A 26,009-nucleotide genomic window follows, 5' to 3' on the forward strand; every position below is an offset into this window, starting at 1 on the left:
CGAAGACATGCCCCAGGCAACCGGACTGCAGTTCACGGCCACCCTTGGCCAACTCCCCAAAGACCTGTTCGTGGTCGCCCGTTTCGAGCTGACCGAGTACCTTTCCAGGCTTTGCTACTGCAAGCTGGAACTGGCCAGTACCTCCCCCGACATCGCCCCCGAAGACGTGCTGGAACAGCCCGTGGAACTGGTGATGTGGCAGGATGGCGTTCCGCTGCGGCGCTTTACCGGCGTGATCAACGAATTTGTCCGGGGTGATTCCGGCCACCGCCGCACCCGTTACGACGTCATCGTTCAGCCACCCCTGTGGCGCCTCGACCTGATGCACAACAGCCGCATCTTCCAGACCCAGGCCACCGACGCCATCGTGCGCACCCTGCTGGAAGAGCGGGGCCTTATCGATACCGTGTTTGATTTGAAACGCACCCCCGAAGAACGGGAATACTGCGTCCAGCACCGGGAAAGCGACCTGGCCTTTGTCGAACGGCTGGCCGCCGAAGAAGGCTGGCACTACCGTTATTACCACGGCGATGTGGAAGGCAACGACCAACCCGCCCTCATCATCGCCGACCACCACGGCGACGCCCCCAGGCTCGAGCCGGTGGCATACAACGCCAAGGCCGGCGGCAGCACCCGCCAGAGTACCGTCTTCCAGTTCCGCTACCGGGAACGGGTGAAAGCCGCCTCCGTGGCCATGAAGGACTACACCTTCAAGAATCCCGCCTACGCCCTGATGCACGAACACCAGGCCGACAAACTCGACGGCCAGCGGGAAGACTACCAGCACTACGATTACCCCGGCCGCTTCAAAGCGGATGCCAGCGGCCAGCCCTTTACCGAAAGCCGTCTCGATGCCCTCAGGAACGACGCCGCCATCGCCGATGGCCAGAGCAACCGCCCCGACTTCACCGTAGGTGCCAAAGTCGAACTCACCGACCACGACAACCCACGCCTGAACCGGGAATGGCTGTTCACCAGCATCACCCACACCGGAGAACAACCCCAGGCCCTGGAAGAGGATGGCAACAACGGCGCCACCACCTACCACAACGCCTTCAACGCCATCCCCGCAGATCGCACCTGGCGGCCACAGGTCGAACACCGCCCGTTGATGGACGGCCCCCAGATTGCCCTTGTCACCGGCCCCAAAGGCGAAGAGATCCACTGCGACGAACACGGACGCGTCAAAGTGCGATTCCCTTGGGATAGGTACTCAAAAAACGACGAACACAGCAGCGCCTGGCTCAGAGTCAGCCAGGGCTGGGCCGGTGGCCAGTATGGCTTCATGGCGCTGCCGAGAATCGGCAACGAAGTCATCGTCAGCTTCCTGGACGGCGACCCGGACCAGCCGATCATTACCGGAAGAACCTACCACGCCACCAATACGCCGCCGTACGCGCTGCCGGAACACAAGACCAGAACCACCCTCAAGACCCAGACCCACAAGGGTGAGGGCAGTAACGAACTGCGGTTCGAAGACGAAGCGGACAAGGAACAGATCTACGTCCACGCCCAGAAAGACCTGGACCTGTTGACGGAGAACAATCGCACCGAGGTGGTTAAGAACGAAAGCCACCGAACGGTGGACAACAACGAGTTCAGCAATATCAAGGGCAGCGACCACTGCACTGTGGACGGTGAGAAGCGACAGACTGTCGGCGGCGACTGCAGTCAGAACATCGGTGGCACTTTCCACCAGAAATCCGCCCAGGGCACGCTAAGTGAAGCGGGCACCGAAGTTCACCACAAGGCAGGCGCCAAAGTGGTGCTGGACGCGGGTGCAGAACTCACCATCTCCGCCGGCGGCAGCCTGCTGAAACTGGACCCGAGCGGCGTGACCCTGGCAGGGCCCGGTATCAAGATCAACTCTGGTGGGGCACCGGGCAGTGGTTCCGGGCAAGGTGTGGTGATGGCGGAAATGCCCCAGAACCTGGAGGGGCTGGTCCATCAGGCCATTGAGCCAGCAGCGCTGCCCGAAGTGCCCCTCACCGCACCACAGTTCAACAACCTGATGTCGGATGCACCTTTCTGTGAAGAGTGCGTGAAGTGTCGAGATGGGGTGTGTGATGTCTGAATCGCAAGGTTTTTGCACACGTCTTGACGATGTTCGTCAGCAGGCTGGGCCCGAAAGCGCCATCTATCTTGTACTGAGTGGCACCAGTGCTTCGAAGCCTGTTCGTCATTTTTACGCCATGGATGGCTTGACCGCCCTTCCGCTGTTTCAGGGCACTCAATACGCGGGGTGGCACGAAGTCATGCCATTCCTGGCACAGGTAACGGAAACAAGCGCATTCCTGGGCTGGATCGACGAATCCGACAGTGCCGACTGGGGCTGGGGATTAGTGAGTAACGCCACGCTGGAGGAGGTGTTCAGCCACATCCGCAGCCTGACCAAGATTCTCCTGCCAGACCGACAAGAGGTGTTCTTTCGCTATTGGGACGCACGGTATTTTGGCGCGATTCTGGAGAGCGTTGATGAGACATGCCGCGCCCAATTGATGGGGCCGATAGCAACCGTGGTGTTGCCTGGAGGCGAGGTCATTGAGCACCCGGGTGCCCCGGATACCGCCAAACCTGTAGAAGAGTTTCCATGGTTTGTTCTGCCCGCCGAAGCTCTGAAGAAAATTGCAGCCCTGTGCTGGGGTCAGCTGGTGGACAATACGGTTTCGGCGCTTGGCAAGAAAAAGCAGACGCCCCTGGTTCGGTATCCTGAGCCCATCGCCCGCCAGAAAGTTGAACGTCATTTACGGCGGTTGACCAGCGGTGACGCCATCACCGAACTGTCTCCGGAACACGTGCAAACCATACACGAAGCTCTGATGCGTGAGGCATTGCAGGGCGCACACTGATTGAGGATGAATCAATGATCGAGTCACGGACGGCTCTTCAGGCTTCAGAACAGACATCCGGCGCACTTCCGGATATCAATGCCATTACCCGGGAGCTTCGGGAATCCCTTTCCAATTCCTACGATGACTGGCGTGACGGCTGGTTCTCATCGATCTTCATGGGGCATGAGCAGGTTCTGGAGGTCAATGGTGAGAACAACCGTGAGGACGTCAGTGAAAACGAGATTGTCTCGTCCACCGTTGCGCCTTGCGAGGAAACCCGAAAAATCAAGATTGCCCACTTCCATGAGAACGTGAGCAAGACCCCGATACCGTCCACGCGTTTCCAGATTCAGGAAAATACCGGATGGATATTCGATAGCTGGGACGCGATTCACAGCGGCACCACGGATGAAAATGGCCTTGCGGAAGTGCCGGTCACTCCCGGAAAGGAATACCGGGTGGTGATGTCTCCCGATGTCTCCCAGGCGGAGATGGATGCGCTCTATCAAACCTACGAGAGCTTCGTAGACCGTTGCTGCGCTCTGCTGGAAAGCACCTGGAACAACGGCGCCCGCCAGGAATGGGACAGTTATCTGTCAATGAGCTCCACGGAACAGTCGCTGGCCGTTTACGGCCGTCTTCAGGAAGGCATCGCGGATGGCTTTACCGCCGTGTTGGATGATATCCGTCGTATCTACGACGTAATCTGCGGCTTGTTGGATTACGACTTCAGCAACCTGCCAGACGATCTTCAGGAACAGATGGAGACGCTGAAAAAAGCCGACGATGCCTATCTCAAGGCGTGCCTTGTGGCTAACGACGAGATCTTCCTGTTCCTGGTGATGTACACCGTCCGTCAGTATTTCAGGCTTCTGTCACCCACTCAGGTAGCTGAAGTCTCGGGCGAGCTGGTTGGGCAGATCCTGTTCGACGTAGTGGTTGGGCTGATCATCACCGGAGGTGCCGGCCTGGCAGCCAAGTATGGTGTTCGTATTGGCAGCAAAGCGGTTGCTGGTGCGATGAACGTGGCGGATGGCGCACGCACCAACAAAAATATTCTCGGGGAATTTCTTGGCCAGTTCGCCAGGGAGTTCCAGGATTTCATGGAGGATATCGGTACCAATCACCGCGCCATCCAGGTGGCCGGCGGTAGCCGCCTGAACCCGTCCAGCACCCAGCCCGGTCCGGACGTTCGAAACCGCAATGCGATGTATCAGCAGATTGCTGACGATGACGAGGTTGTGAACTTGCAGGCTGGAGGCCGTGATCATGCTGCCGCCAGTGAGGCCAGCAAGGCTCCGGTCCGGGATGATCCATCACCCTCTGAAACCGATCAGGGCCGGGTCACGCAGGACAATGAATCCACGGAAAGCGTGGAAGACCCGATCAGCACGGTTACTGGTGAAGAGGTGCTTGAGCTGACGGATGCGCGCCTCAGCGGCCCGTTGCCCTTTGAATTCAAGCGGGTGTATCGCTCCGGCAGCAGTGATCGGCGCCTGGATATGGGTTACGGCTGGCGCCATAGCCTGAACCATGGCCTGAGCTTTGACGGCAACAGCATCACCTGGCATGACCACGAAGGTAAGAATACCCGTCTTCCTGAGCTGGATAGCACCCCCTTTGGCACCAACTCTCAGACCGGCATGGCCGCCTGGAAAGACGGCGAGCAGATTGTTGCCTGCGCCGGGGAGAAAGCACCACGCTACCACTTCCGCCGGGAGGGGGATCGTGGTGTGCTGGTGCAGATTTCCGATCGATACGGCAACAAACTGCAGGTTGGCTATGACCTCCACGGCCAATTGGAGCGAGTGGTCAGTGATGCTGGAGACGCCCTCGCATTCGAATTTGACGGCCCTTATCTCAAAGCGGTCAACCGCCTGCGACGTAAGCTGACCGACACCGGTTACCAGTGGCAGGCGCTGAGGACCGAGCGCCGATACAGCTACGATGACGGTGATGACCTGATCGCGGCTGAAGATGCGATCGGTGGTATCGAACGCTACGGTTATGACAACCACATGCTGACCAGCCGTCAGCTTGCTGGCGGATACAGCTTCTATCTGGAATGGGACGAAGCCTCGCCCAAAGGGCGTTGCATTCACCAATGGGGCGACAGTGCCCAGATTGATACCCGGTTTGAGTGGGACGACGATAACCACAGCTGCACCGTCAGCTACGTCGACGGGAGCAAGGAGATTTGGCGATACGACGGTGCAGCGCAACTGCAGGAAAAGATCGACCCGGACGGTGCCAAACACATCAGCGAGTACGATGAAAAAGGCCGCCTGCAGGCCACCGTTGACCCCATGGGCGCCCGCACCGAGTACCAATACGACAGCAACGGACGCCTGCAGGGTAAAACCGGCCCCGACGGCCAGCCTGTTCTCTTCACCTATCGCAAAGGGCGGATCGCGGAAATCCACCGCAGCGGCCAGACCTGGGCGTTCGATTATACCCAGCACGGTGACCTTGCCCGCGAAACCGATCCAAAGGGACGGGTTACCCGCTACAGCTACAACCCCGAGGGCCAGCTAACACAGGTAAACCTGCCCGATGGCCGAACCCACAAATGGGGCTGGAACAACCACGGCCAACTGATCGAGGAAACCACCCCCACCGGTGCTTTCTACCAATACCGGTACGATGAATTTGGCCAGTTATTGGCCAAGAAAGACGCCCGTGGCGCCATTACCCGTTATCAATACGATGGCCTGGGGCGGGTGACGGACGAAATTCTCTCTGGCAACCGGCGCCGACAGTACCACTACAACCACTACAACAAAGTAACGCGTTTTGTTGACGAGAAGGGCCGGGAAACCTGCTACGAATACGGCAACAACCTCCACCTGCTGACCCGACGCATTAACCCGGACGGCAGCGAATTGCGCTACCGGTATGATCACCACCGTTTCCTGCTCACCCACATCGAGAACGAACGTGGTGAAGAGTATCGCATCGACTATTACCCGAATGGTCTGGTCAAACAGGAAACGGCTTTCGACGGTCACAGGACGGCTTACCAGTACGACCTGAACGGTCACCTGATCGAAAAAGCTGAGTACGGCACGTCCACAGACGTACTGCAGACCACGGCCTACGAGCGGGATGAGCTCGGTCAACTACTGAAAAAAGTGCTGCCAGACGGCCGTGAAATCCAGTACGGCTATAACGCCGACGGTAAGCTGACCGCTGTGGATGACGGGCGCTGGCCATTGGCCTTTGAGTACGATGAATTCGGCCTACTGAAAACGGAGCACCAGGGTTGGGCGACCCTTCGTTACCAATACGACGAGATGGACCGTTTGCGCGGCATGGTGCTCCCGGACGGTCAGTCGCTGACCTACCAGCATGATAAAGCTGGCCTTCTGTCTGGCATCGACCTCAACGGAAAACCACTAACCCGCCATCGCATGGCTTCCACCGGCGAGGAAATCGAACGCCAACAGGGCGACCTGTTGAGTGCCTATGTCTACGACGAAAAAGGCCGTCTGACCCAGCACCGGGTGCACCAGGGCCGCATCAAGGACATCGCTGCGCAGCGGGATTACCAGTACGATCCAAACGGCAACCTAAAAGCCATCCAGGACAGCCGCAAAGGCCTGCGGGAATACGTTTACGATCCCATGGACAGGCTGGTTGGCGTGCGAGGCGACCTCTACGAACAACTGATCCACGACCCAGCCGGCAACCTGCTGGAACAAAGCCAAAGCCCGGCCAGTGGAAACACCGCCAACGTACGCGGCAACCGGCTCACCATGCACGGTGACTGCCACTACGAATACGACGAATTCGGCAACCTAACTGAAGAACGCCGTGGTAGGGACCAGAAACTGGTTACCCGGTACACCTACGACTGCGAACATCGCCTGAGCAGCGTCACCAAACCGGATGGCAGCACCTGGCACTACGAATACGACGCCTTCGGCCGCCGCATCGCCAAAACCAACGGCCTGACCCGGACCGAATTCCTCTGGCAGGGCGACCGCCTGATCGCCGAGGAAACCGGCGACCAGTACCGCACCTACATCTACGAGCCAGATACCTTCAAACCCCTGGCGCTGGTAGACGGCTGCGGCCCCGAACAGGCCAGCATTTACTATTACCACCTGGACCACCTGGGCACCCCCCAGGAGATTACCAACGCCGAGGGTGGCCTCGTCTGGTCGGTGACTTACCGCGCCTACGGCAACGTCGTCCGCGCTCTGGTCAACGAAATCGACAACCCGATCCGCTTCCAGGGCCAGTACCACGACCCGGAAACCGGCCTGCATTACAACCGCCACCGGTACTACAACCCCAGCACCGGGCGCTTCCTGACCCCGGACCCGATTGGGCTTGCGGGCGGATTGAATAACTACCAATATGTTCCGAATCCTACGGGGTGGGTGGATCCATTGGGGTTAACCTCGGTAAAAGGGGATTGTCCAGGAGTACATGGGAGTTACAGCCCGATTGTTCCTGGTGGTGGACTCATGAGCCATGAAAAGGCTGGCGGTCATCTATTGGAGCGGCATGTTGGGCAATCAGAGCAACAGTTGTTGTCAAGAGTAGAGCAAAATAGACGAATCAGCGGTGCATCGTCTTTTCTGGATCGTCCTGCTGCAGAAAGAGCAGTTAGTCAGGCGCTAGAGGTAAATGACAGCGGCATCGAAAGATTTCTTAGTGGTGATGAACGACGGCTTGTTATTAATCATTCGCTGGAAGAGACTGTCGGTATTTCAGTGAGACGAGGCGACGCGGCTGCTGGCATTGCTAGTAATGTAAGGGTCGTATTGGAGCGTGATCCGAAAATGTCTATAGGTTACAGAATCGTTACAGGGTTCCCCACATTATGAGTGAGCTTGGATTTGAAGATCTTGAGCAGATACTAGGCGGCTATTTTCATCAAGATTGGATGGATGAATTTTCCTCTGAGAAAGAGGCGATAGAGTATATCTTGAAGAATGAGTCGCGTCGGAAAATTGTTTCTGCTAAAGAAGCTATAGAAGAGGTACTAAATAAAGATATGTCAGAGGAGGAATATAAAGATAAGCTTTTTGCACTGGGAAATGAGTATGAATATGAGTTCGATGGATATAGCAGTAGAGAGTGGTTGGAGTTTTTGCTAGTTTCATTTGATATTAAGTGAGTGGTGATGGATTCGGTTCTGCAATGGAAGTATGTCACCTGATATGCACCGAGAATGCCTGCTAGTGTGAGCGTATACGACTCCTGCATCTTGCCAGTTGGATTGGCAACTGGAAGCCATTTTTGGGCCGCGTAGGGGCTTTGGTTTACAGATGTCGATTAGGTAATTTTTTATGATGGCGGCGGACATAGAGAATGCTGTGTTCATTTATATCAAAGAAGTGGATAGTTCGTTGTTAAATGAGGTAGTACTATCATCTGATTTTAGATTCTTGAATTCAGCTCCTGTCAGTGTCGAGCCGAAGCAGGAGGCTGAGCAGATGAAAATACACTACGATTCAGTTCTGAATGCGGGATTTGAGAATTGGGGATTCGAATCAACAATTGAGAAACTTAGTATTTCCGAAAGTGAAAACATTCAGTTTATTGGTTTCAAAGGAGCTGGCTATTCAGCCAAGCTTTATTTTGAGGGCATACCGGAAAAGGTGATTGGTGTAATCGTAACTCGGCGTCCTTCAGTTTCACCCGCAATAGACCAATCTGGAAAGGCATTGTAGTCGACCTCACTCCACACACTGAACCTCATCCTCCACCACCAGATACCTAGCCGGCAAATCCGGCAGTGAGGTTGTAATCAACTCCTCCAGCCTGCCAGACGCTCGCAATTCACTGAGCCCTTCGTTGAATTTCTCCAGATACCGTTCACTTTCTGGCACCTGTTTGGACAGGATCAGGTACAAGTAATCCGATTGCAGCGGCGCGGTGTGGAAGGTGATCTTGCCGCTGAGGCCGAGCTCTTTCAGCATGCCCATGCCCACGGCGGGCTCCATTGGAAACAGGTCGATTCGGCCAGCCGCAAGTTTGCGGAAGTTGGATTCGTCGGAGGTGGTGACATCGGCACTGATGGTGCCGGCGGCGACGGCTTCCTCGAATTCCTCGCCGTAGTTGTAGTCCTGGGTCAGCCCTATGCGATAGCTCTCCAGGTCTTTTACGTCTTCCCAGTCGAAATCCATGCTGGTGCGATGAAACAGGGCGTAGTTATGGGCGACGATAGGGTCGCTGAAGTGGAAATGCTTTAGTAATTTCTTTCGGCAGGTCCAGGCGACTGAACCGTCCCACCGGCCTTTTTCCGCCAGAAGGCGAGCGCGGGACCAAGGGAAAAAGCCATAGGATACGGGAATGTCTTTCTTGGCGAAGGCTAGGGTGACGATTTGGGAAATGACCCCGTAATGAGGTGGTGTGTTTTCCATGTAGGGAGGCCAGTGCCCATTGGTGAGCCTGATGGTCGGAGCCGCTTCGTTGGCTTGAAGCGGCAAGGCGAGGGCACAGGCCATCAGCGCACTGGTAAGGGTAGTGTAGAGGTGACTCAATAGCTGCCTGATCAACCGAATGAGTCGTCGATCGTATTTGGGCGATCCCTGCTTAAACATCTGTCCATCCACCAAAGCAGGTGCTGGCCGGATGGCGGGGGTGGTTCACAACACCGCCATCGATCGGTCGCACTAAAAGTTGATGATAGTCAAAGAGTAGCAGTCGCTCAGATCATTACAACCAGTCGGTTTTGGGGATGCCTAGCGGTGATTGCCCCTCAGGGCTTTGACCTTTTCTTCCAGCATTTCCGCATTGGCCTCCTGCGCGGTTACCGGCTCACCGGCAATGAGTTCAATCCGCGACCAGAAGCGCTTGGGAAGATGTTTCAACGCAGGCCCGCCGCAGTGGCTGAAGAAGCTGCCCCACAGGCCTCGCAGGGCCATGGGAACCACCGGTACCGGGCGTCGCTCCAGGATAATATCCACGCCGCCGCGGAAGGTGGCTACCTCACCGTCGGAGGTCAGGCGGCCCTCGGGAAAGATGCAGACGACATGGCCGGCGTCCAGTTCTTCGTCAATGCGCTCGAAGGCGGCGTCGTAGATCTCCGGTACCCGATTGCGGGAGCCAATGGGAATGGTTTTGGCAAGCTTGAAAATCGCGCCGAGTACCGGCGTTTTAAAGATCTGGTAGTCCATCACGAATCGGACAGGCCGCCTGATCGCGCCGGCAATCACGAGGGCGTCCATGTAGGTGACGTGGTTGCTGACCAGCAGTGCCGGTCCTTCCTCGGGAATGCGATTCAGGCCTTCGTGGTGTACCCGGTAAATAGTGTGGGAAAGCACCCAGACAATAAACCGAAGGGCGAATTCGGGCACCTGCTGGTACACAAAGCCCGCCACAATCAGGTTCATGATGGCCAGTACCAGGAAGAACTCGGGGATGCTGAGGCCGATCACGCCCAGCATCATTACGCCCATGATGGCGCTGACCACCATGAACAGGGCGTTGAACACGTTCAGTGCCGCAATAACACGGGCGCGCCGTTCCTCCGGGGTTTCCCGTTGCACAAACGCGTAAAGGGGCACGATAAACAGGCCACCAAAAAAGCCGATCCCCAGCAGGTCGATGGCCACTTGCCGGTGCTGGCTGTCGCTGATCATCATCCACCAGTCGGTTGGTACCGGGTTGGCGGGCATGTTGAAGTAGAGGTCGAGCCCGAACAGGCTGATGCCGAGGGAGCCAATGGGCACAATACCCAGTTCTATCCGATGGCCGGAAAGCCGTTCGCAGGCGACAGAGCCTAACGCAATGCCGATGGTGAAGATGGCCAGCAGCAGGGTGACCACAGTTTCATCACCCATAAGGTCGGTCTGGGCAAAGCTGGGGAACTGGGTGAGGTAGGCGGCGCCGAGGAACCAGAACCAGGAAATGGCCATAATGCACAGCAACACCGAGTGATTTTCCGCGGCCAGGCGCATCAGATGCCAGGTTTCCCGCAGTGGGTTCAGGCGTATGGTCATGTCGGGATTGGTGGTGCCGGTCACCGGGACTTGCCGCGCTGCCAGGTAGCCGATGACGGCCAGGGCGAGGACCCCGATTGCTGCGAGTTTCTCCGGTTGGTCGCTGCCCATAAGCAGGCCAGCGGCGAGTGTGCCCACAAGAATAGCCACGAAGGTACCCATTTCCACCAGCGCGTTTCCGCCCACCAGCTCATCGTCCCGAAGCACCTGGGGCAGGATGGCGTACTTCACCGGGCCGAAGAAGGTGGATTGCACGCCCATCAGGAACAACAACAGCAGCAGTGATTCGTACCAGCCGACCCAGAGCCCGGCGGCGGCCAGCGCCATAATGGCGATCTCCGCGAGTTTTACCCAGCGAATCACACGGGACTTTTCATACTTGTCCGCCAGTTGGCCAGCGATACCCGAAAACAGGAAAAAGGGCAGGATAAACAGCAACGCCGCGATGTTAACCACCACATCAATGGGCAGGCCCATCAGGCCACCAGCCGTGTAAGTAATCAGCAACAGCAGGATGTTGCGGAACAGGTTGTCGTTAAAGGCGCCTGAGAACTGGGTCAGGAAGAACGGCAGAAAGCGTCGCTCTGAAAGCAGCCGAAACTGGCTGTGGTCGTCCATGATAGTGATCCATCATCTCGTTGTTGATGGGGAATATTCTGCCACAAACCGGTTACTGAAACAGGGTTCTGGTTGCATGAGCTTCACACTTCGTACGGGTGTTTCAAAGATTTTCAGTATTTAACGTTTGTGGTGAGCAGGCTGGTAATTTTCGGGGTAACCTGAAGATAACCGTTTTGGAAATCACTGTTTATGAGTCGGCCCAAACCCATGTCTGCCAGGGAACCCATCAGGGAGCGTCGTCCGCAATTCTGGCAGGTGGCCAAGCGCTGTTGCCAGATTGCCGCCACGGTTGATGTGGCGTTCTTCTTTCTTTTCCATCTTCTCGGTTCACCGATATTGGCGTGGGTGAACGTGGTAAGCGTCACCATGTACGTGGTGGCCTACCGGGCATTGGCCAGGAAGCAGAATGGCTTGGCCATGAGCTTGATCTGGGCGGAAGTGATTATCCACGCTGGGTTGGGCGTTTTGCTTATCGGCTGGGAGAGCGGCTTTCACTATTTCCTGCTGATGTTCATTCCGGCGCTGTTCGTTAGCATGGCGTTGCGAACGGCGGTGATCTTTCTGGTGGCGCTGTGGAGCTATTACATCACTCTTTATCTGGTGATGTGGGTTATCGAGCCGCTACAGCCCATTGCCCCTGGCGCCTTGCTCGCGGTTTATCTGTTTAACCTGAGTGTGGTGTTCGCCATGTTCAGTTACCTGTCGTTTTTCTACCTCACCATGGTGACCACGGCAAACCGAAAACTGCGGCGGATGGCGACAACCGATTCTTTGACCGCCCTATTCAACCGGCGCCAAATGACCGAGCTTGCGGAAAAGGAACTGGCGCGCTTCCAGAGGACAGGGCGCCCGGTTGCGTTCCTGGTGCTTGATATTGATCACTTCAAGGCCATCAATGACCGGCACGGACATGAGGTTGGTGATCGGGTATTGATTGAAGTCGCCAACCTTATCAAGGCCCAGTTGCGTACTCAGGACTTGATCTCCCGCTGGGGTGGTGAGGAGTTTCTCGCGGTGCTTCCAGATACTGGCCTGGATAGCGCCCAGGCCAGTGCGGAGCGTATGCGCAAGGCGCTTCTGGCCCATGACTGGCTGGCGACGACCGGCGAATCCATCGATCTGACCATCAGTGCAGGCGCCAGTGAGTTGCGCCCGGGCGACAATCTGAATTCCGCCATCAGTCGTGCGGATCGAGCACTCTATCGCAGCAAGGAGGGCGGCAGGAATCGTGTGGAACTGGAGACGATATAGCCAACGGCAGTTCAGCGCTGATCAGGCACTCCAGGCCAGGTACTCGGAACCACAAACACCCGGGAGGTCTCACTCCAGTAGCCGTCCTCTGGCGACCGCTCCAGCACTGCAAACAGGCGGGGGACACCGGCCGATCGAACGACGGCCAATGCGTCTTCGGTGCTTTGTGAATCGGGGGGCTCTTGTTGGCGCCAGGGGCCGAGCCAGTGAGGTTTAACCAGCGGAATCCATCGTTTCCCGTCGGCGGCCGTTACGTTTCCCGTCGCATTCATTTCGTCCAGATCGCTGATATAGAGCCAGTCACCACGCAGGTGTCCCACCGGGATGCACTCCGGTGGCGATAGGGGCGTATCCAGGGGATAGAACAGATACCCCGGCATGAAAATCCGTGGACGAACGGGTGTTTGGATGTCCAGGGACGCCAGAAGGTTGCGGGTCTCGGGTCTTGCTGTGAGTTGGCTCTGGTGGTCGGTCAGACGTTGGGTTTTGAGATCCAGACGGTCCCGAGTATTAGGCCCGTACCAGAGTGGCCTCGCCTGACCGTCATCCTGATGGCCGAGGTAAAACTTCACGGCAATTTCGTGGTGTTCGACCACGTTATCGGCAGGGTTGCGGACCAGGAAATCGAGTTCGCCCAGTGTAATGCCGTTGCTGCGGACCGGCTGGTTCTTGAGCATAACCTCCCAGCCCAGGAGGTCCTGCATCAGGCATTCGTACAGGCGCTCGAAATAGTGCCCAAGCCGTCGCGCCGGTGGTTCCGTGAGTACCTCCGGGCCAAGTTCGGGCGCACTGTCCCATACCTTCAGGCGCTCTTCAGCATCATCCGGCAGGTAAGTTTCCGGGGCAAAACCCATGGGAGAACTGATAAGCTGGGGAGCATGACACATCCACGCCAAGTGGCGCACGGCTGGAACTCGGTATTGGAGATGGGCTGTGGTTTCAGGGCGTCGGTTCATTCTGGCAGGATACCCTAAACCATTGATTTGATCAGTCCCCGTCATAGGCCTCGGGGCAACGCATCAGGAGAGGCGATATGCAGTACCTTCACACAATGATCCGGGTCAGCAACCTGGAAAAAACCCTGCACTTTTTCTGCGAGCTACTGGGTATGGTGGAAATCAGTCGCAAGAGCAGTGAAAAGGGGCGCTTTACGTTGGTTTTCCTTGCGGCTGCCGAGGATGAGGCGCGGGCGAGGGAAGAGCGGGCTCCAATGATAGAACTCACCTATAACTGGGACCCGGAAGAATATACTGGTGGTCGCAATTTCGGGCATCTGGCGTATCGGGTGGACGACATCTATGCATTGTGTAGTCACCTTCAGGCCAACGGCGTTACCATCAATCGTCCCCCGCGTGACGGGCGTATGGCGTTTATCCGGTCGCCGGACGGCATTTCCATTGAACTGCTCCAGAAGGGGGAGTCGCTACCAGCGAAGGAACCCTGGGCCAGTATGGAAAACACCGGCACCTGGTAAGCCGGCGCCTGGTACGAAGGTGTGAAGGTTTGCACGTTAGAACCGGTTTAATCGCCACTGGCAGGACAGGTTGGCGGTTTTTGGGGTAAAATTCGCGAAAATTCAAGACAAGGACGACCCATGCTCGCAGTGATTCTTTCTGGTGGTTCCGGCACCCGTCTCTGGCCGTTGTCCCGTGAAGCCTATCCCAAGCAGTTTCTGCCTGTGGTGTCTGACGATTCCCTGCTGGCGGAAACGATCGATCGTGGCCTGGCACTGGATGACAAAGCCCGGGTGTTGGCCATCACCAATGAAGAGCACCGGTTTGTGGTCGCGGCCCATTTGCAGGCTCAGGCACCGGAGCGTACCGCCGGGATCATCCTCGAGCCGGTCGGTCGCAATACGGCCCCGGCCATTGCCCTCGCGGCCCTCGCGGCTGCTGAAGAAAACCCGGAAGAGCTGCTTCTGGTGATGCCTTCTGACCACGTATTGAAGAATCAGGATGTATTCCGCCAGGCGGTGAGTCAGGGCGCTGAAGCCGCCCGTTCCGGCAAACTGGTTACCTTCGGTATTGTGCCCAGCGCGCCTCACACAGGCTACGGCTACATCAAGGCCGGCGCGGCCCACGAAGGGTACAACGATGTAGCGGCCTTTGTGGAAAAACCGGACGAAGACACCGCCCGCCAGTATCTGAAAGAGGGTGATTATTTCTGGAACAGCGGCATGTTCCTGTTTCGCGCTGATCGCTACCTTGAAGAACTGGAAAGCCAGCAGCCCGAGATGATGAAAGCCTGCCGAGCTGCCTGGAAGGAGCGCAACGCTGACATGGATTTCACTCGCGTGGGTGCCGAGAACTTCAGGGCTTGCCCGGATGATTCCATCGACTATGCGGTGATGGAAAAGACTCACGATGCGGTGGTGGTGCCCCTGGATGCCGGGTGGTCGGATGTAGGCTCCTGGTCCGCGCTTTGGGATATCCAGCCCCACGATGAGAACAACAACGTGTGCCGGGGAGATGTGATTACCGAAGACGTTTCCGGCTCCTACATTCACTCAGAGGGCCGTCTGATTGCGGCGCTGGGTATTACGGATCACGTTATCGTTGAAACGGATGATGTGGTATTGGTGGCCGATCGTGGTCGGGTTCAGGATGTGAAGAAGCTGGTTGCCCAGGTCAAGGCTCAGGGCCGCCATGAACACCGCTTCCATAAGAAGGTCCACCGCCCCTGGGGTACCTATGAAGGTATCGCCATGGGGGAACGTTTCCAGGTCAAGCGCATTACGGTTAAGCCGGGCGCGTCGCTGTCGCTGCAGAAACATCATCATCGTGCCGAGCACTGGGTGGTGGTGAAGGGAACGGCCACGGTCAACCGCGGCGACGATGTGTTGTTGCTGACCGAGGACCAGTCCACCTACATTCCGTTGGGTGTGACCCACCGGCTGACCAACCCTGGCGTTATTCCCCTGGAACTGATTGAAGTGCAGACGGGTAGCTACCTGGGTGAAGACGACATTGTGCGTTTCGAGGACACCTACAACCGGGTCTGATTGATCTACATGAAACGGCATCAGGATGATGCCCGACAACACAAGGAGAAGTGAATGGAAGACTGGCAAGGATGCCTGAGCCCCCTCTGTCAAACCGCACTGCAACGGGCACGTGACAGCGTTGCCCAGCGAGGTGGTTATGCCATCACCGTTGAGGATTTCCTGTTGGCGCTGCTGGATGGTGAACCTGCCATCTGCGGATTCCTGCGCAGCCGCAGTGTTGATCTTGACGAACTGACCCGCACTATCCAATGTGAGCAACCCATCGTGACCGAAGTGGGCGGAGAGGGCCAGTTGTCCTCACAGCTCATGTACTGGTTTTCTTCTGCCCGCGAACTGAGCAATGCCCCCTGGCTGGACTGGCCCATCCTGTTGTCGGTGCTGACTCGTAACGCCGAACGCCTGCAGGAGAAAGCCTACGTTGCGGTGTTGGAACTGGTCGACCGGTGGCCCGCTGCGGACGAACAGCAGCAAGTCGCCGAAACCTCCGACAAAGGCGATACGCCCGTTGTGATTACCGACCTGGACTGGCTGGAGCTGGCGGAAGATGTATCGATTACCCTGGTCTCGGTTCCAAGAGCGCTGGTGTGGGTGAGAGGGGCAAGGGGTACCGGTAAAACCAGTTGGCTACAGGCACTATTGCCGTTCCTGTATTGTGGTTTTATAAGGTTGGACCTTCGCAATGAGGCGGAAATCATGGCCAGCGAGAATCCCGCCATTCCGTCCAAAGGCATCCACTGCAAGGATTATCCCGCGCTGGTTCTGGATAACGTTTCTCCGGTGGACCTGGCTGCAATGATGGCGCCCGAGCTCAGCGTGGCCCGCAGTCTGGTTACCGGATATCCGGGCCCCGTGGTCATGCTGGGGCCAGACTCACCGGAAGCAGAGGCTGCCGTTGGGCAATTGGAGCGTTGCCTGGGGCGGGATTTCGATATCTTTGACATGCCCGGCACGAGTACTGGCCAGAAGGTTGCCATCCTGACGGCTCATCAACCAGCGATTGAAAAGCGCTGGAACATAGAGTTGTCCCAGGCGCTTATCCGCTATGCCGCCTCAAGCCGGAGTCGGCTGGTCGGGTCTCCTGGCGGTATGATCCAGTGGGTGGAGCGCGCAGCCGCCCGATTGAACCTGTTTGCCGAACGAGGCCCTATTGAGGGTATGGCGCTCGCTGGCAGGACCGATACGCTGCGGCGACAGTCACTGGTGGCAATGGCCAGGCAACAACCGACAGAGGCACTGGAGCGATCCCTTGAAAGCCTGGCCGTTGAGCGTGCGGCGGCGGAGGTGGCGTGGCATGAGCGAAAAGCAGAGGGTACGCTCAGGACCCTGAAAATGGATGACCTTCGCCATGAACTCGAACGCTGGGTTGCAGCCCGCCCCGGGCCGGTTCACTATGTGGTCCATTGTGATCAACCGGCAGGAGAAACAGAAGGTGCGGGATCTCGAAATCTACATTCGTGACTTGGAGTCGTCAGCGGTATCGAGCTGGCTTGCCAGTCATCTGGACGACATTGAGCTCAGGGATGACGCGCTGGGTGACAGGGCGGTGAAAGGATCAGCTCATTATCGGGCGCATAGAGTCCGCATTAATCTGTACCCCGGTGCAGGTGGCAAGCGATACACCTCTGTGATCCTGGAGGGTGAGGATCTGCCCTGGGTGTCCGACCTCGATTGCGCCCGGAGTGCCTGGCGCGCCATGGATACCGAGATTCGCTGCAGCCCCGGTGACTGGAAAGAAGGGGAGCCCGTGGAGGATGAGAAATGGTGGCGGCTGGATCAGCGCGGAGAGCAACTGGCGGTCTGGAACTGAGTTTTTCACAGCAATAAAAAAGGGGGCAGCCGGTTGGCTGCCCCCTTTTTTGTGATGCACGTTCTCGTGGATCAGTCGCTCAGAATGGACACGTTGTCCGCCTGAAGGCCCTTGTCCGCTTCGACAACGCTGAACCGGACCAGTTGGCCCTGGCGCAATACCCGGCGGCCACGGCCACGAATGGCGCGGAAGTGTACAAAGACTTCATCGCCGCTATCGCGAACGATAAACCCGAAGCCTTTCTTGACGTTGAACCACTTGACGGTGCCTTCCTCATTGCCTTCAGGGGTGCTGTCGTCGTAGTCATCGTCATCCTCGTAATCCGGTTGGGATTGCTGCTTGCGCGGGGCCGGCTGGCGAGGTGCCGTGCTGGCGCGAGGCGCTTGCTGCTTCACGGCTGAGGGTTTCTTGGCTGCCAGAGCGACGGTAACGAAGCCTGCCAGGCCGAAAAGGACAACCGCAATAATATAGGCTGCGATGCCCTGGGCGCTGCCCAATACAAACGTGGTACTGGTTGCTTCCTCGCTAGTGCCGGCCTGAGACAGAATCTGGAAGAGTTCCGGGGTGAAAGTCACCAACAGAAAACCGAGGATAAAAGGTGACGGAATCGCGACCAGGAGAGCAAGGACGATCGCTTTTGCTGGGTTTTGCATGGACTGAAGTTTCTCCATTCATCTAACGCTAACGATAAAGAGCCGGATATCGGGTAAAATCGGGTCTCCGGCGGTGAAAACCGCTGGGGCCAGCAGGACATAAACGGGTCTTGCAGGTTCCCCGGCGGGCAAAAGCGGGATGATACCAGATAACGGGGAGCGCTGACCAAGCGGCGTGTCCGCCGACACCAAATTGATCACACAATACCTTGATGGGAATCCTTCCCGGAGAACCAAAAACCTTATGAGCGACAAAGATCTGCAAGCCCGGCTGGACGAACTGGAAACGCGTCTGGCATTCCAGGACGACATCATTCATATCCTGAGCGAGCAGGTGGCCCGTCAGGAGCTGGATATCCGGGAACTCTGGGAGGCGAAGAAGCAGCTGAACACTCAGCTCAAGGAAGTGTCGTCATCGAACATCAGAAAGGAGGAGGACGAAACGCCTCCTCCCCACTACTGATCAGGCCAGCAGTTCCACAAGTACCTGCTCGTAAATCTCTGACAGGGTGTCCAGGTCTGCGGCTTTCACGCACTCATTGACTTTGTGGATGGTGGCGTTGATGGGGCCAAGTTCCAGAACCTGGGCGCCGGTCGGAGCGATAAAGCGTCCATCCGACGTACCGCCCGAGGTAGACAGCTCGGTTTCCCTGCCGGTAACGGAGCGGATGGCACTTTGTGCCGCCGAAACCAACGATCCACTATCGGTCAGGAATGGCCGGCCGCTCAGATGCCATTGCAGGTCATACTTCAACTCGTGGCGGTCGAGAATGGCAACCACTCTTTCTTCCAGGCTTTCCGCTGTGTTTTCCGTGCAGTAGCGGAAATTGAAGTGAACCAGGCACTCGCCGGGGATGATGTTGCTCCCGGTGCCAGCTTCGATCCTGGTGATCTGGAAGGTGGTTGGCGGGAAGAAATCATTGCCACTGTCCCAGAATTCCTTCGCGAGGGCGTCCAGAGCCGGGGCAACGGTATGAACCGGGTTTTCCGCCAGGTGCGGGTAGGCCACGTGCCCCTGTGTGCCCTGTACTGTGAGATAGCCATGGAGCGAGCCCCGGCGGCCGTTCTTGATGACATCGCCCACCTCACGGGTGCTGGACGGTTCACCAATCAGGCACCAGTCGATTTTTTCATTCCGGGCTTCCAGGGTTTCCACCACTTTCACGGTGCCGTCCTGGGCCGGACCTTCCTCGTCACTGGTGATCAGCAAGGCAATAGAGCCCCGATGATCGGGATGGTTTGTCACAAACCGCTCGCAGGCTGTGACAAAGGCCGCCAGGCTGCCTTTCATGTCAGCTGCGCCCCGGCCATGAAGAAAGCCATCGTCAATCACCGCCTCGAACGGCGGATGACGCCAGTTTTTCTCCGGACCGGTGGGCACAACATCTGTATGGCCTGCAAACGCCAGCAGGGGGCCTTCCGAACCCTTGCGGGCCCAAAGGTTGTCGGTTTCGCCAAAGCGCAGGGCCTCGCCCTTGAAGCCAAGGGCAGAGAGCCGCGACATCATCAGTTCCTGACAGCCGGCGTCGTCCGGGGTAACGGATGGCCGGCGGATCAGGTCAACGGCGAGCTTGAGGGTCGGGGAAAGCTCTGCGGAATTAGTTGTTTGCATGCAGTTCTTCGTTCAGCTCGATGGCGGACTTGTTGGTCTTGCATTCAACCGCGCCAGTCTGGCTGTTACGGCGGAACAGAAGATCCGGCTTGTTGGCCAAATCCCGTGCCTTGATGACTTCAACCAGTTCGTTGTTGTCGTCCAGCAGGGCTACCTTGGTGCCGGCGGTAAGGTACAGGCCCGCTTCGACTTTGCAGCGGTCACCCAGGGGAATGCCGATTCCGGCATTGGCGCCGATCAGGCAGTTCTCACCAACGGAAATGATGATGTTGCCACCGCCAGACAGGGTGCCCATGGTGGAGCAGCCGCCGCCGAGGTCCGAGCCCTGGCCGATCATCACGCCGGCGGAGATGCGGCCTTCGATCATGCTGGTGCCTTCGGTGCCGGCATTGAAGTTGATAAAGCCTTCATGCATCACGGTGGTGCCTTCACCCACATAGGCGCCCAGGCGAACACGGGCAGTGTCGGCGATGCGCACGCCTTTTGGTACCACGTAATCCGTCATCTGTGGGAACTTGTCGACGGACTTCACTTCCAGGGTGCGGCCTTCGAGGCGCGCCTTGAGCTGGCGCTCTGGCAGTTCGTTCAGGTCGATGGCGCCTTCGCTGGTCCAGGCCAGGTTTGGTAGCAGGCCGAAAATGCCGTCCAGTTTCAGCTCATGGGGTCTGGCCTGGCGGCTGGAGATCAGGTGTAGCTTGAGGTAGACCTCTGGCGTGCTGGAGGCAGTGTCGTCGGTGTCCAGTAGGGTCACCACGACCGGGCGCCGGCTCTCGGCAGCTTTGCCCGCCAGGGCGGATTGTTCCATCTGGCCCAGCTGTCGTAATCCGTCCGAGAGCGCCTTGAGCTGATCGGGCGTCACCGATACCGCCTGATTGCCTCCCTGGTAATCCAGAACGTTTTGAGCCACTTCGATGAGGCCGTTATCGGGGGTGATGACCGGCTGCTGGTAAAACACTTCCAGCCACTCGCCCTGATTGTTCTGGGTGCCGATACCAATTCCGAATGCAAAACTCATTGATGTGCTCCTGGTTCTCAGTGTTTGAATCGTTCGGCCCACTCATCGGCACTAAAGCCGACGCTGACCGTGTTGCCGTGCTCAACCACGGGCCGCTTGATGATGGACGGATTGTCGAGCATCAGGTCGTGGGCGGATTGGGCGCTAATATTATCACGAACCTCGTCCGGAAGTTTGCGCCACGTGGTGCCGCGACGGTTCAGTAACACCTCCCAGCCGGCCGCCTGCTCCCATTGGCTGAGCCGGTCAGTGTCCAGCCCGTCCTTCTTGAAGTCGTGGAATTCGTAGTCGATGCCGGCGTCGTCCAGCCATTTTCGGGCTTTCTTGACGGTGTCGCAATTTCGGATGCCGTAGAGTTTCATGTCCTGTTTGCCTTTACAAAAGTCACAATGCGTTTGGCCGCTTCCACGCATTCTTCAACCGGCGCCACCAGGGCCATTCTTACCCGGTTTTTGCCAGGATTATGGCCATCGACAGTGCGAGAGAGGTAGCGCCCGGGGAGCACGTGCACATTCTGCTGGGCCGACAGTTCCCGCGCGAACGTTTCGTCGTCCATCGGGGTTTCCGGCCAGAGGTAGAACCCGGCATCGGGAAAGTCCACGTTCATCACTTCCCGCAGGATGGGTACCACCGCCTCAAACTTGGCGCGGTAGGCCGCCCGGTTCTCCCGCACGTGGTCTTCATCGCTCCAGGCGGCAATGCTCGCCAGCTGGTTGTGTATGGGCATGGCGCAGCCATGGTAGGTGCGGTATTTGAGATAGCCTTTGAGGATATCGGCATCGCCGGCCACGAAACCGGACCGCAGGCCCGGCAAGTTGCTCCGCTTCGACAGGCTGTGGAACACGACGCAGCGGGCGAAATCGTTGCGGCCAATAGCGGCACAGGTTTGCAGTAATCCTTCCGGCGGCTGACGTTCGTCCGGGTAGAGCTCGGAATAGCATTCATCGGACGCGACGATGAAGTCATGCTCGTCCGCCAGTTCGATGACCCGCGCCAATGTCTCCCGGGGAATCACCGAACCGCTGGGGTTGCCCGGTGAGCACAGGAACAGCACCTGGCAGTCTTTCCATACGGATTTCGGAACCTTGTCAAAGTCCGGTATAAAATGGCTGTCTGCGTCGCAGGCAAGGTAATGGGGCGTTGCGCCGGCGAGGAACGCAGCGCCTTCGTAGACCTGGTAAAACGGGTTGGGGCTGACCACGGTGGCGCTCTGGCTGGATTCCACCACCGATTGCACCAGCGAGAAGATGCCTTCGCGAGTGCCATTCACCGGAACGATATGGTGCTCAGGCGTCAGTGATCCGGGTGTCAGTTCAAAGCGGCGGGTGGCCCAGCGCGCGATGGCCTGACGCAGTTCGTCGGTGCCTTTCGTTGTAGGGTAATTGGCGAGTTTGTCCAGATTATCCGAGATCACCTGTTTGACGAATTCCGGAGACGGATGCTTGGGCTCACCAATGCCCAGGGAAATCGACGTCAGGTCCTTGGGAACGCTGATGCCGGACTTGAGTTTGGTCAATTTCTCGAACGGGTAGGGGTGTAGCCTGTCCAGGTCGGGGTTCATTGGGTGTCATCCAGCATTTGGCAAAGATCCTGCTGCAGGGCCTGGCAGACTGCGGGGTCGCTGATCTGCTCGCCGTGCTCGTCGGTTACAAAGAATACGTCTTCCACCCGTTCACCCAGCGTCGCAATCTTGGCGTTGGTTAGCCGCACGCGATGCTCCAACAATACCTGTCCAACGCGGGCCAGCAACCCCGGGCGGTCCGGTGTGATCACTTCCATCACCGTGCGCTGGTTGATGGTGTCATTGGAGAAGGTCACTTCCGTGGGGAAGGCAAAGTGCTTCAGCTGTCTGGGAGTGCGGCGGTGGATGATGTCAGGGTAATCTTCCGGGTCATCCAGTTCCTCAATCAGGCGCATGCGAACCCGATCCTTGCGGGCCGGGTCAATGCCCAGGGGTTTGCCTTTCTCGTCCAGAACAATGTAGGAACTGATGGAGAAGGGGCCTTCGCTTGAGCTGATGCGAGCATCGACGATGTTGAGGTTAAGTTGTTCCAGCACCGCCGTGGTGGCCGCGAACAGGTCAATACGGTCACTCATATAAATGATGATCTGGGAGTAGCCGTCAGTAGGGCCGCCCCGGGTGTCACGAATCAGCACCAGCGGGTCGGGATCATCGCCATGGCGGATGATGGCAGCGGTCTGCCAGGCAATGTCTACCGTGGAATCCTGCAGGAAGTAGTCTTCGTCCAGAGTTTCCCAGATTCCGTCGATCTGTTCGTCCGTCATATTCTGGGCGTGGAGAATCTCCCGTGCCTCGGACTGAGTGGCGCGCACCCATTCCTGACGGTCTACCGGCGTTTCCGAGCCGCGTCTGAGTGCCCGCTTGGTCTCGATGTAAAGCTGACGCAACAGCGAGGCGCGCCAGGTGTTCCAAAGCTTTGGGTTGGTGGCGCTGATATCGCACACCGTCAGCACGTAAAGGTAGTCCAGGTGCACCTGGCTGGGCACGGCGCGGGCAAAGCCGTGAATGATGTCCGGGTCGGAGATGTCCTTGCGCTGGGCGGTCATCGACATCAGCAAATGATTTTCCACCAGCCAGGAGGCCAGTTGGGTGTCCCGCTCGCTGAGGTGATGGCGTTCGCAGAAGCTCTCGACATCAATTGCGCCCAGCTCTGAGTGATCGCCACCCCGGCCTTTGGCCACATCATGATAGAGGCCCGCAATATACAGGGTTTCGAGTTTTGGTAGCCTGTGAATCAGTCGGGATGCCAACGGGTATTCATTGCGGGCGTCGGCGCTGTCCAGCCGCACCATGTTGCGGATCACCCGCATGGTGTGGGCGTCCACGGTGTAGATGTGGAACAGGTCGTGCTGCATCTGGCCGATGATCTGGCCAAATTCGGGGAGGTAGCGGCCCAGCACGTTGTATTTCTTCATAGCCGACAGGGTCTGGTCGAGGGCGTGGGGCGTCCGCAGCAGTTCCATGAACAGGGATGTAACGGCCAGATCCGAGCGGAAAGCGTCATCAATCAGGTGGCGGTGCGCCCGCAGTGAGCGGATGGTGGTGGCGCGGATGCCCTTGATCTCCGGATGCTGCGCCATCAGAACGAATATTTCCATGATGGCATAGGGCGCGTAGGCGAAGACCTGATTGTTGACGGCTTCAATGTAGTAGTTGCGAATCTGGAAGCGCTTGTTCAGGGGCAGGATGTCGTCGTCACTTCCGGCGCCGAGGATGGCCTCGTCGTAGTACTGAAGAATAACGTCGGTCAGCTCCGCCAGGGCCAGCACGGTGCGGTAGTAGGACTGCATCATCAACTCGACGCCCAGCCGCTTGCCCTCATCCTTGTAACCCAACATCTGGGCGAGTGCCCGTTGATGGTCAAACAGGAGGCGATTCTCGTTGCGGTCGGCAATCAGCTGCAGGCCGAAGCGAAGTCGCCACAGGAAGGTTTCGCCCTGCAATAGTATCCGGTGCTCTTCTTCGGTCAGGATGCTGAAGCGTGTCAGATCCGCGATATTCTGCAGGCCGAAGTGTCGCTTGGTAATCCAGCCGATGGTCTGTATATCCCGCAGCGCGCCTGGAGAGCCTTTTACATTGGGCTCAAGGTTGTACTCCGTGTCCCCGTATTTCGCGTGGCGCTGCTTTTGCTCTTCCCGTTTGGCGATGAAGTAATCGCGGTCAGAGCTGATGGCGTCTGAATAAACCTGATGACTGAGTTCGTCGCGTAAGTCATCCGGGCCGGCGATGGTGCGGGTTTCCAACAGGTTGGTGAGAATCGTGACGTCTTCTCTGGCGGCATCCATGCTTTCCTGAATGCTGCGGACGCTGTGGCCGATATCCAGCTTCAGGTCCCACAGGAGTGTTATGAAGGCGCCAAGGTCTTCCTGCCAGTTCTCTTCTATACCGCTCCGGGTGAGGATCAACAGATCAATATCGGAGTGAGGGTGAAGCTCTCCCCGGCCATAGCCGCCGACTGCAACGAGAGAGATATCGGCAGAGGCGGCAAAGGCGTAGCGGTTCCAGATCAGGACAAGAACGGTATCCAGGGTTCCGGACCGGGAATGGACCAGTGCGCGAACATCAGCTCCCTGCCGGAACGCTTCTGCGTCTGCGTTGTAGCGTTCCTTCAACAGCTCCCGGGCTGCTACAACAGGTGAGATGTCGTTGCTTATCCTGGATTCCAGTTCGCTGAGGTCCACCTAGAATGACTCTTCCGTGCGCTTGGTCAGTACTTCGTAGCCGTCCGACGTCACCAGGATAGTGTGCTCCCATTGCGCGGAGAGCTTATGATCCTTGGTCACCACGGTCCAGCCATCCGGCAGCAGCTTGGTGTGGTACTTTCCCTGGTTAATCATCGGTTCGATGGTAAAGGTCATGCCTTCCTGCAGCTCCATCCCGGTGCCGGGCTTGCCGTAGTGCATCACCTGAGGGTCTTCGTGAAACACCTTTCCAATGCCGTGGCCGCAATAGTCCCGGACCACAGAATAGCGATGCTTCTCAGCATGCTGCTGGATCACGTGACCAATGTCGCCCAGCCGGGCGCCAGGCTTCACCAGTTCAATACCTTTATACAGACACTCCTGGGTGATCTGGATCAGGCGTTCGCTGCCGGGCTTGGGCTTGCCGACGATGAACATCTTGCTGGTATCACCGTGCCATCCGTCTTTGATTACCGTGACGTCGATATTGACGATGTCACCGTCCTTCAGCACCTTTTTCTCGTTCGGGATGCCGTGGCAGACCACATGATTCACTGAGGTGCATACCGATTTCGGGAAACCCTTGTAGTTCAGCGGCGCCGGAATGGTCTTTTGCTCGTCCACCATATAAGCGTGGCAAATACTGTCGAGCTTCTCGGTTGTTACGCCCGGTTTGACGTGTTCGCCAATCATCTCAAGAACTTCGGCCGCCAGGCGGCCAGCGACACGCATCTTCTCGATTTCTTCCGGAGTCTTGATCGATACCTGCATTGGGGTTCCCGTTGATTTGGATCAAACACGCATTTTAAGGGGGAGTGTTGCCCGGTACAAGGAAGAGGCGGTTTTGCCGTGCTTTACGGGACACAAATTAATGGAATCCGGCGGGCGATTTATGGTATAAACGCGCCCGCTGGAAACAAATCCGGCAAATTCGCACACACGTCGGCACGTTGTCCCAGGGTGCCTGCTCATGTTGTCTCTATATAAAGGCGACGGAGCCAGGTTGGGGCAATCGGACGTGTGGAGGACTAACCCGAAGCTAAAAAGGTAAATA

Annotated in this window: 21 protein-coding genes; 11 read left to right on the forward strand and 10 right to left on the reverse strand. The window is 57.6% G+C overall.

Features of this window, described 5'->3' with window-relative positions:
* The first annotated feature begins 7 nt into the window (after positions 1-7).
* From B3M52_RS07365 to B3M52_RS07385, 5 genes are all read left to right on the forward strand, one after another.
* Positions 8-2,074: a type VI secretion system Vgr family protein gene (locus B3M52_RS07365; protein WP_286749393.1), complete on the forward strand. Its 2,067-nt coding sequence runs from the start codon at positions 8-10 to the stop codon at positions 2,072-2,074.
* Positions 2,067-2,849 carry a DUF4123 domain-containing protein gene (locus B3M52_RS07370; protein WP_075194503.1) on the forward strand — a complete coding sequence of 261 codons (783 nt, stop codon included), beginning with the start codon at positions 2,067-2,069 and terminating at the stop codon, positions 2,847-2,849. Before B3M52_RS07365 ends, B3M52_RS07370 begins: the two co-directional genes overlap by 8 nt.
* Positions 2,850-2,863: 14 nt before the next feature.
* Entirely contained in the window at positions 2,864-7,666 is a 4,803-nt protein-coding gene (locus B3M52_RS07375) for an RNase A-like domain-containing protein (protein ID WP_075194504.1), read from the forward strand.
* On the forward strand, positions 7,663-7,959 hold the full coding sequence (locus B3M52_RS07380) for a contact-dependent growth inhibition system immunity protein (RefSeq protein WP_075194505.1): 297 nt from the start codon (positions 7,663-7,665) through the stop codon (positions 7,957-7,959). The genes B3M52_RS07375 and B3M52_RS07380 overlap by 4 nt, the downstream gene beginning before the upstream one ends.
* Before the next feature lie 172 nt (positions 7,960-8,131).
* The gene (locus tag B3M52_RS07385; RefSeq protein WP_075194506.1) at positions 8,132-8,515 is read left to right on the forward strand and encodes a hypothetical protein; all 384 of its coding nucleotides are present in this window, start codon (positions 8,132-8,134) and stop codon (positions 8,513-8,515) included.
* Positions 8,516-8,521: 6 nt separating this feature from the next.
* Here the strand turns inward: B3M52_RS07385 and B3M52_RS07390 are convergent, their stop codons facing one another.
* Positions 8,522-9,388 carry a substrate-binding periplasmic protein gene (locus tag B3M52_RS07390; RefSeq protein ID WP_075194507.1) on the reverse strand — a complete coding sequence of 289 codons (867 nt, stop codon included), beginning with the start codon at positions 9,386-9,388 and terminating at the stop codon, positions 8,522-8,524.
* Between the two features lie 141 nt (positions 9,389-9,529).
* Complete coding sequence (locus B3M52_RS07395) at positions 9,530-11,407, reverse strand: MFS transporter (protein WP_075194508.1); 1,878 nt, start codon at positions 11,405-11,407, stop codon at positions 9,530-9,532.
* Between the two features lie 192 nt (positions 11,408-11,599).
* Between B3M52_RS07395 and B3M52_RS07400 the strand changes: the two genes are divergently transcribed.
* Positions 11,600-12,661 carry a GGDEF domain-containing protein gene (locus tag B3M52_RS07400; protein ID WP_256713503.1) on the forward strand — a complete coding sequence of 354 codons (1,062 nt, stop codon included), beginning with the start codon at positions 11,600-11,602 and terminating at the stop codon, positions 12,659-12,661.
* An 11-nt stretch (positions 12,662-12,672) separates the two neighbouring features.
* Here B3M52_RS07400 and B3M52_RS07405 read toward each other — a convergent pair whose 3' ends face one another.
* Complete coding sequence (locus tag B3M52_RS07405; RefSeq protein WP_075194509.1) at positions 12,673-13,617, reverse strand: DUF1853 family protein; 945 nt, start codon at positions 13,615-13,617, stop codon at positions 12,673-12,675.
* A gap of 77 nt (positions 13,618-13,694) precedes the next feature.
* Here B3M52_RS07405 and B3M52_RS07410 point away from each other — a divergent pair, with 77 nt between their 5' ends.
* The 4 genes from B3M52_RS07410 (at position 13,695) to B3M52_RS07425 (ending at position 17,472) form a co-directional block, all read left to right on the forward strand.
* Positions 13,695-14,135: a VOC family protein gene (locus B3M52_RS07410; RefSeq protein WP_075194510.1), complete on the forward strand. Its 441-nt coding sequence runs from the start codon at positions 13,695-13,697 to the stop codon at positions 14,133-14,135.
* A 120-nt stretch (positions 14,136-14,255) separates the two neighbouring features.
* Positions 14,256-15,662: a mannose-1-phosphate guanylyltransferase/mannose-6-phosphate isomerase gene (locus B3M52_RS07415; protein WP_075194511.1), complete on the forward strand. Its 1,407-nt coding sequence runs from the start codon at positions 14,256-14,258 to the stop codon at positions 15,660-15,662.
* Between the two features lie 54 nt (positions 15,663-15,716).
* Complete coding sequence (locus B3M52_RS07420; RefSeq protein ID WP_075194512.1) at positions 15,717-17,123, forward strand: hypothetical protein; 1,407 nt, start codon at positions 15,717-15,719, stop codon at positions 17,121-17,123.
* On the forward strand, positions 17,095-17,472 hold the full coding sequence (locus tag B3M52_RS07425) for a hypothetical protein (protein ID WP_036206097.1): 378 nt from the start codon (positions 17,095-17,097) through the stop codon (positions 17,470-17,472). The genes B3M52_RS07420 and B3M52_RS07425 overlap by 29 nt, the downstream gene beginning before the upstream one ends.
* Positions 17,473-17,543: 71 nt before the next feature.
* On the opposite strand, the gene B3M52_RS07430 is transcribed toward B3M52_RS07425, so the two are convergent.
* Entirely contained in the window at positions 17,544-18,125 is a 582-nt protein-coding gene (locus B3M52_RS07430) for a cold shock domain-containing protein (RefSeq protein WP_036206100.1), read from the reverse strand.
* A 244-nt stretch (positions 18,126-18,369) separates the two neighbouring features.
* Here B3M52_RS07430 and B3M52_RS07435 point away from each other — a divergent pair, with 244 nt between their 5' ends.
* Positions 18,370-18,588 (forward strand): SlyX family protein, encoded by a 219-nt coding sequence (locus B3M52_RS07435; protein ID WP_075194513.1) that lies wholly within the window; start codon positions 18,370-18,372, stop codon positions 18,586-18,588.
* On the opposite strand, the gene dapE is transcribed toward B3M52_RS07435, so the two are convergent.
* Genes dapE through map form a run of 6 tightly spaced genes read right to left on the reverse strand, consistent with a single transcriptional unit; the run spans position 18,589 to position 25,726 of the window.
* Entirely contained in the window at positions 18,589-19,737 is a 1,149-nt protein-coding gene (gene dapE / locus B3M52_RS07440) for a succinyl-diaminopimelate desuccinylase (RefSeq protein ID WP_075194514.1), read from the reverse strand. It abuts the gene before it with no gap.
* Positions 19,724-20,752 carry a 2,3,4,5-tetrahydropyridine-2,6-dicarboxylate N-succinyltransferase gene (gene dapD, locus B3M52_RS07445; RefSeq protein ID WP_075194515.1) on the reverse strand — a complete coding sequence of 343 codons (1,029 nt, stop codon included), beginning with the start codon at positions 20,750-20,752 and terminating at the stop codon, positions 19,724-19,726. The genes dapE and dapD overlap by 14 nt, the downstream gene beginning before the upstream one ends.
* Before the next feature lie 17 nt (positions 20,753-20,769).
* Complete coding sequence (locus B3M52_RS07450) at positions 20,770-21,114, reverse strand: ArsC family reductase (RefSeq protein ID WP_036206111.1); 345 nt, start codon at positions 21,112-21,114, stop codon at positions 20,770-20,772.
* Positions 21,111-22,313, reverse strand: a complete 1,203-nt coding sequence (gene dapC, locus B3M52_RS07455) for a succinyldiaminopimelate transaminase (protein WP_036206113.1) — start codon at positions 22,311-22,313, stop codon at positions 21,111-21,113. Before dapC ends, B3M52_RS07450 begins: the two co-directional genes overlap by 4 nt.
* Positions 22,310-24,955: a [protein-PII] uridylyltransferase gene (locus B3M52_RS07460; RefSeq protein WP_075194516.1), complete on the reverse strand. Its 2,646-nt coding sequence runs from the start codon at positions 24,953-24,955 to the stop codon at positions 22,310-22,312. The genes dapC and B3M52_RS07460 overlap by 4 nt, the downstream gene beginning before the upstream one ends.
* The gene (gene map / locus B3M52_RS07465) at positions 24,956-25,726 is read right to left on the reverse strand and encodes a type I methionyl aminopeptidase (protein WP_041335145.1); all 771 of its coding nucleotides are present in this window, start codon (positions 25,724-25,726) and stop codon (positions 24,956-24,958) included.
* Positions 25,727-26,009 lie beyond the last annotated feature (283 nt).

This window comes from Marinobacter sp. UBA2688 (assembly GCF_002352785.1).
Lineage (GTDB): Bacteria > Pseudomonadota > Gammaproteobacteria > Pseudomonadales > Oleiphilaceae > Marinobacter > Marinobacter salarius.

Bases quoted from the DNA above. Each gene is read 5' to 3' on its own strand.
- B3M52_RS07365 (WP_286749393.1), top strand. From the start codon at position 8: ATGCCCCAGGCAACCGGACTGCAGTTCACGGCCACCCTTGGCCAACTC.
- B3M52_RS07370 (WP_075194503.1), top strand. From the start codon at position 2,067: ATGTCTGAATCGCAAGGTTTTTGCACACGTCTTGACGATGTTCGTCAG.
- B3M52_RS07375 (WP_075194504.1), top strand. From the start codon at position 2,864: ATGATCGAGTCACGGACGGCTCTTCAGGCTTCAGAACAGACATCCGGC.
- B3M52_RS07380 (WP_075194505.1), top strand. From the start codon at position 7,663: ATGAGTGAGCTTGGATTTGAAGATCTTGAGCAGATACTAGGCGGCTAT.
- B3M52_RS07385 (WP_075194506.1), top strand. From the start codon at position 8,132: ATGATGGCGGCGGACATAGAGAATGCTGTGTTCATTTATATCAAAGAA.
- B3M52_RS07390 (WP_075194507.1), bottom strand. From the start codon at position 9,388: ATGTTTAAGCAGGGATCGCCCAAATACGATCGACGACTCATTCGGTTG.
- B3M52_RS07395 (WP_075194508.1), bottom strand. From the start codon at position 11,407: ATGGACGACCACAGCCAGTTTCGGCTGCTTTCAGAGCGACGCTTTCTG.
- B3M52_RS07400 (WP_256713503.1), top strand. From the start codon at position 11,600: ATGAGTCGGCCCAAACCCATGTCTGCCAGGGAACCCATCAGGGAGCGT.
- B3M52_RS07405 (WP_075194509.1), bottom strand. From the start codon at position 13,617: ATGAACCGACGCCCTGAAACCACAGCCCATCTCCAATACCGAGTTCCA.
- B3M52_RS07410 (WP_075194510.1), top strand. From the start codon at position 13,695: ATGCAGTACCTTCACACAATGATCCGGGTCAGCAACCTGGAAAAAACC.
- B3M52_RS07415 (WP_075194511.1), top strand. From the start codon at position 14,256: ATGCTCGCAGTGATTCTTTCTGGTGGTTCCGGCACCCGTCTCTGGCCG.
- B3M52_RS07420 (WP_075194512.1), top strand. From the start codon at position 15,717: ATGGAAGACTGGCAAGGATGCCTGAGCCCCCTCTGTCAAACCGCACTG.
- B3M52_RS07430 (WP_036206100.1), bottom strand. From the start codon at position 18,125: ATGCAAAACCCAGCAAAAGCGATCGTCCTTGCTCTCCTGGTCGCGATT.
- B3M52_RS07435 (WP_075194513.1), top strand. From the start codon at position 18,370: ATGAGCGACAAAGATCTGCAAGCCCGGCTGGACGAACTGGAAACGCGT.
- dapE (WP_075194514.1), bottom strand. From the start codon at position 19,737: ATGCAAACAACTAATTCCGCAGAGCTTTCCCCGACCCTCAAGCTCGCC.
- dapD (WP_075194515.1), bottom strand. From the start codon at position 20,752: ATGAGTTTTGCATTCGGAATTGGTATCGGCACCCAGAACAATCAGGGC.
- B3M52_RS07450 (WP_036206111.1), bottom strand. From the start codon at position 21,114: ATGAAACTCTACGGCATCCGAAATTGCGACACCGTCAAGAAAGCCCGA.
- dapC (WP_036206113.1), bottom strand. From the start codon at position 22,313: ATGAACCCCGACCTGGACAGGCTACACCCCTACCCGTTCGAGAAATTG.
- map (WP_041335145.1), bottom strand. From the start codon at position 25,726: ATGCAGGTATCGATCAAGACTCCGGAAGAAATCGAGAAGATGCGTGTC.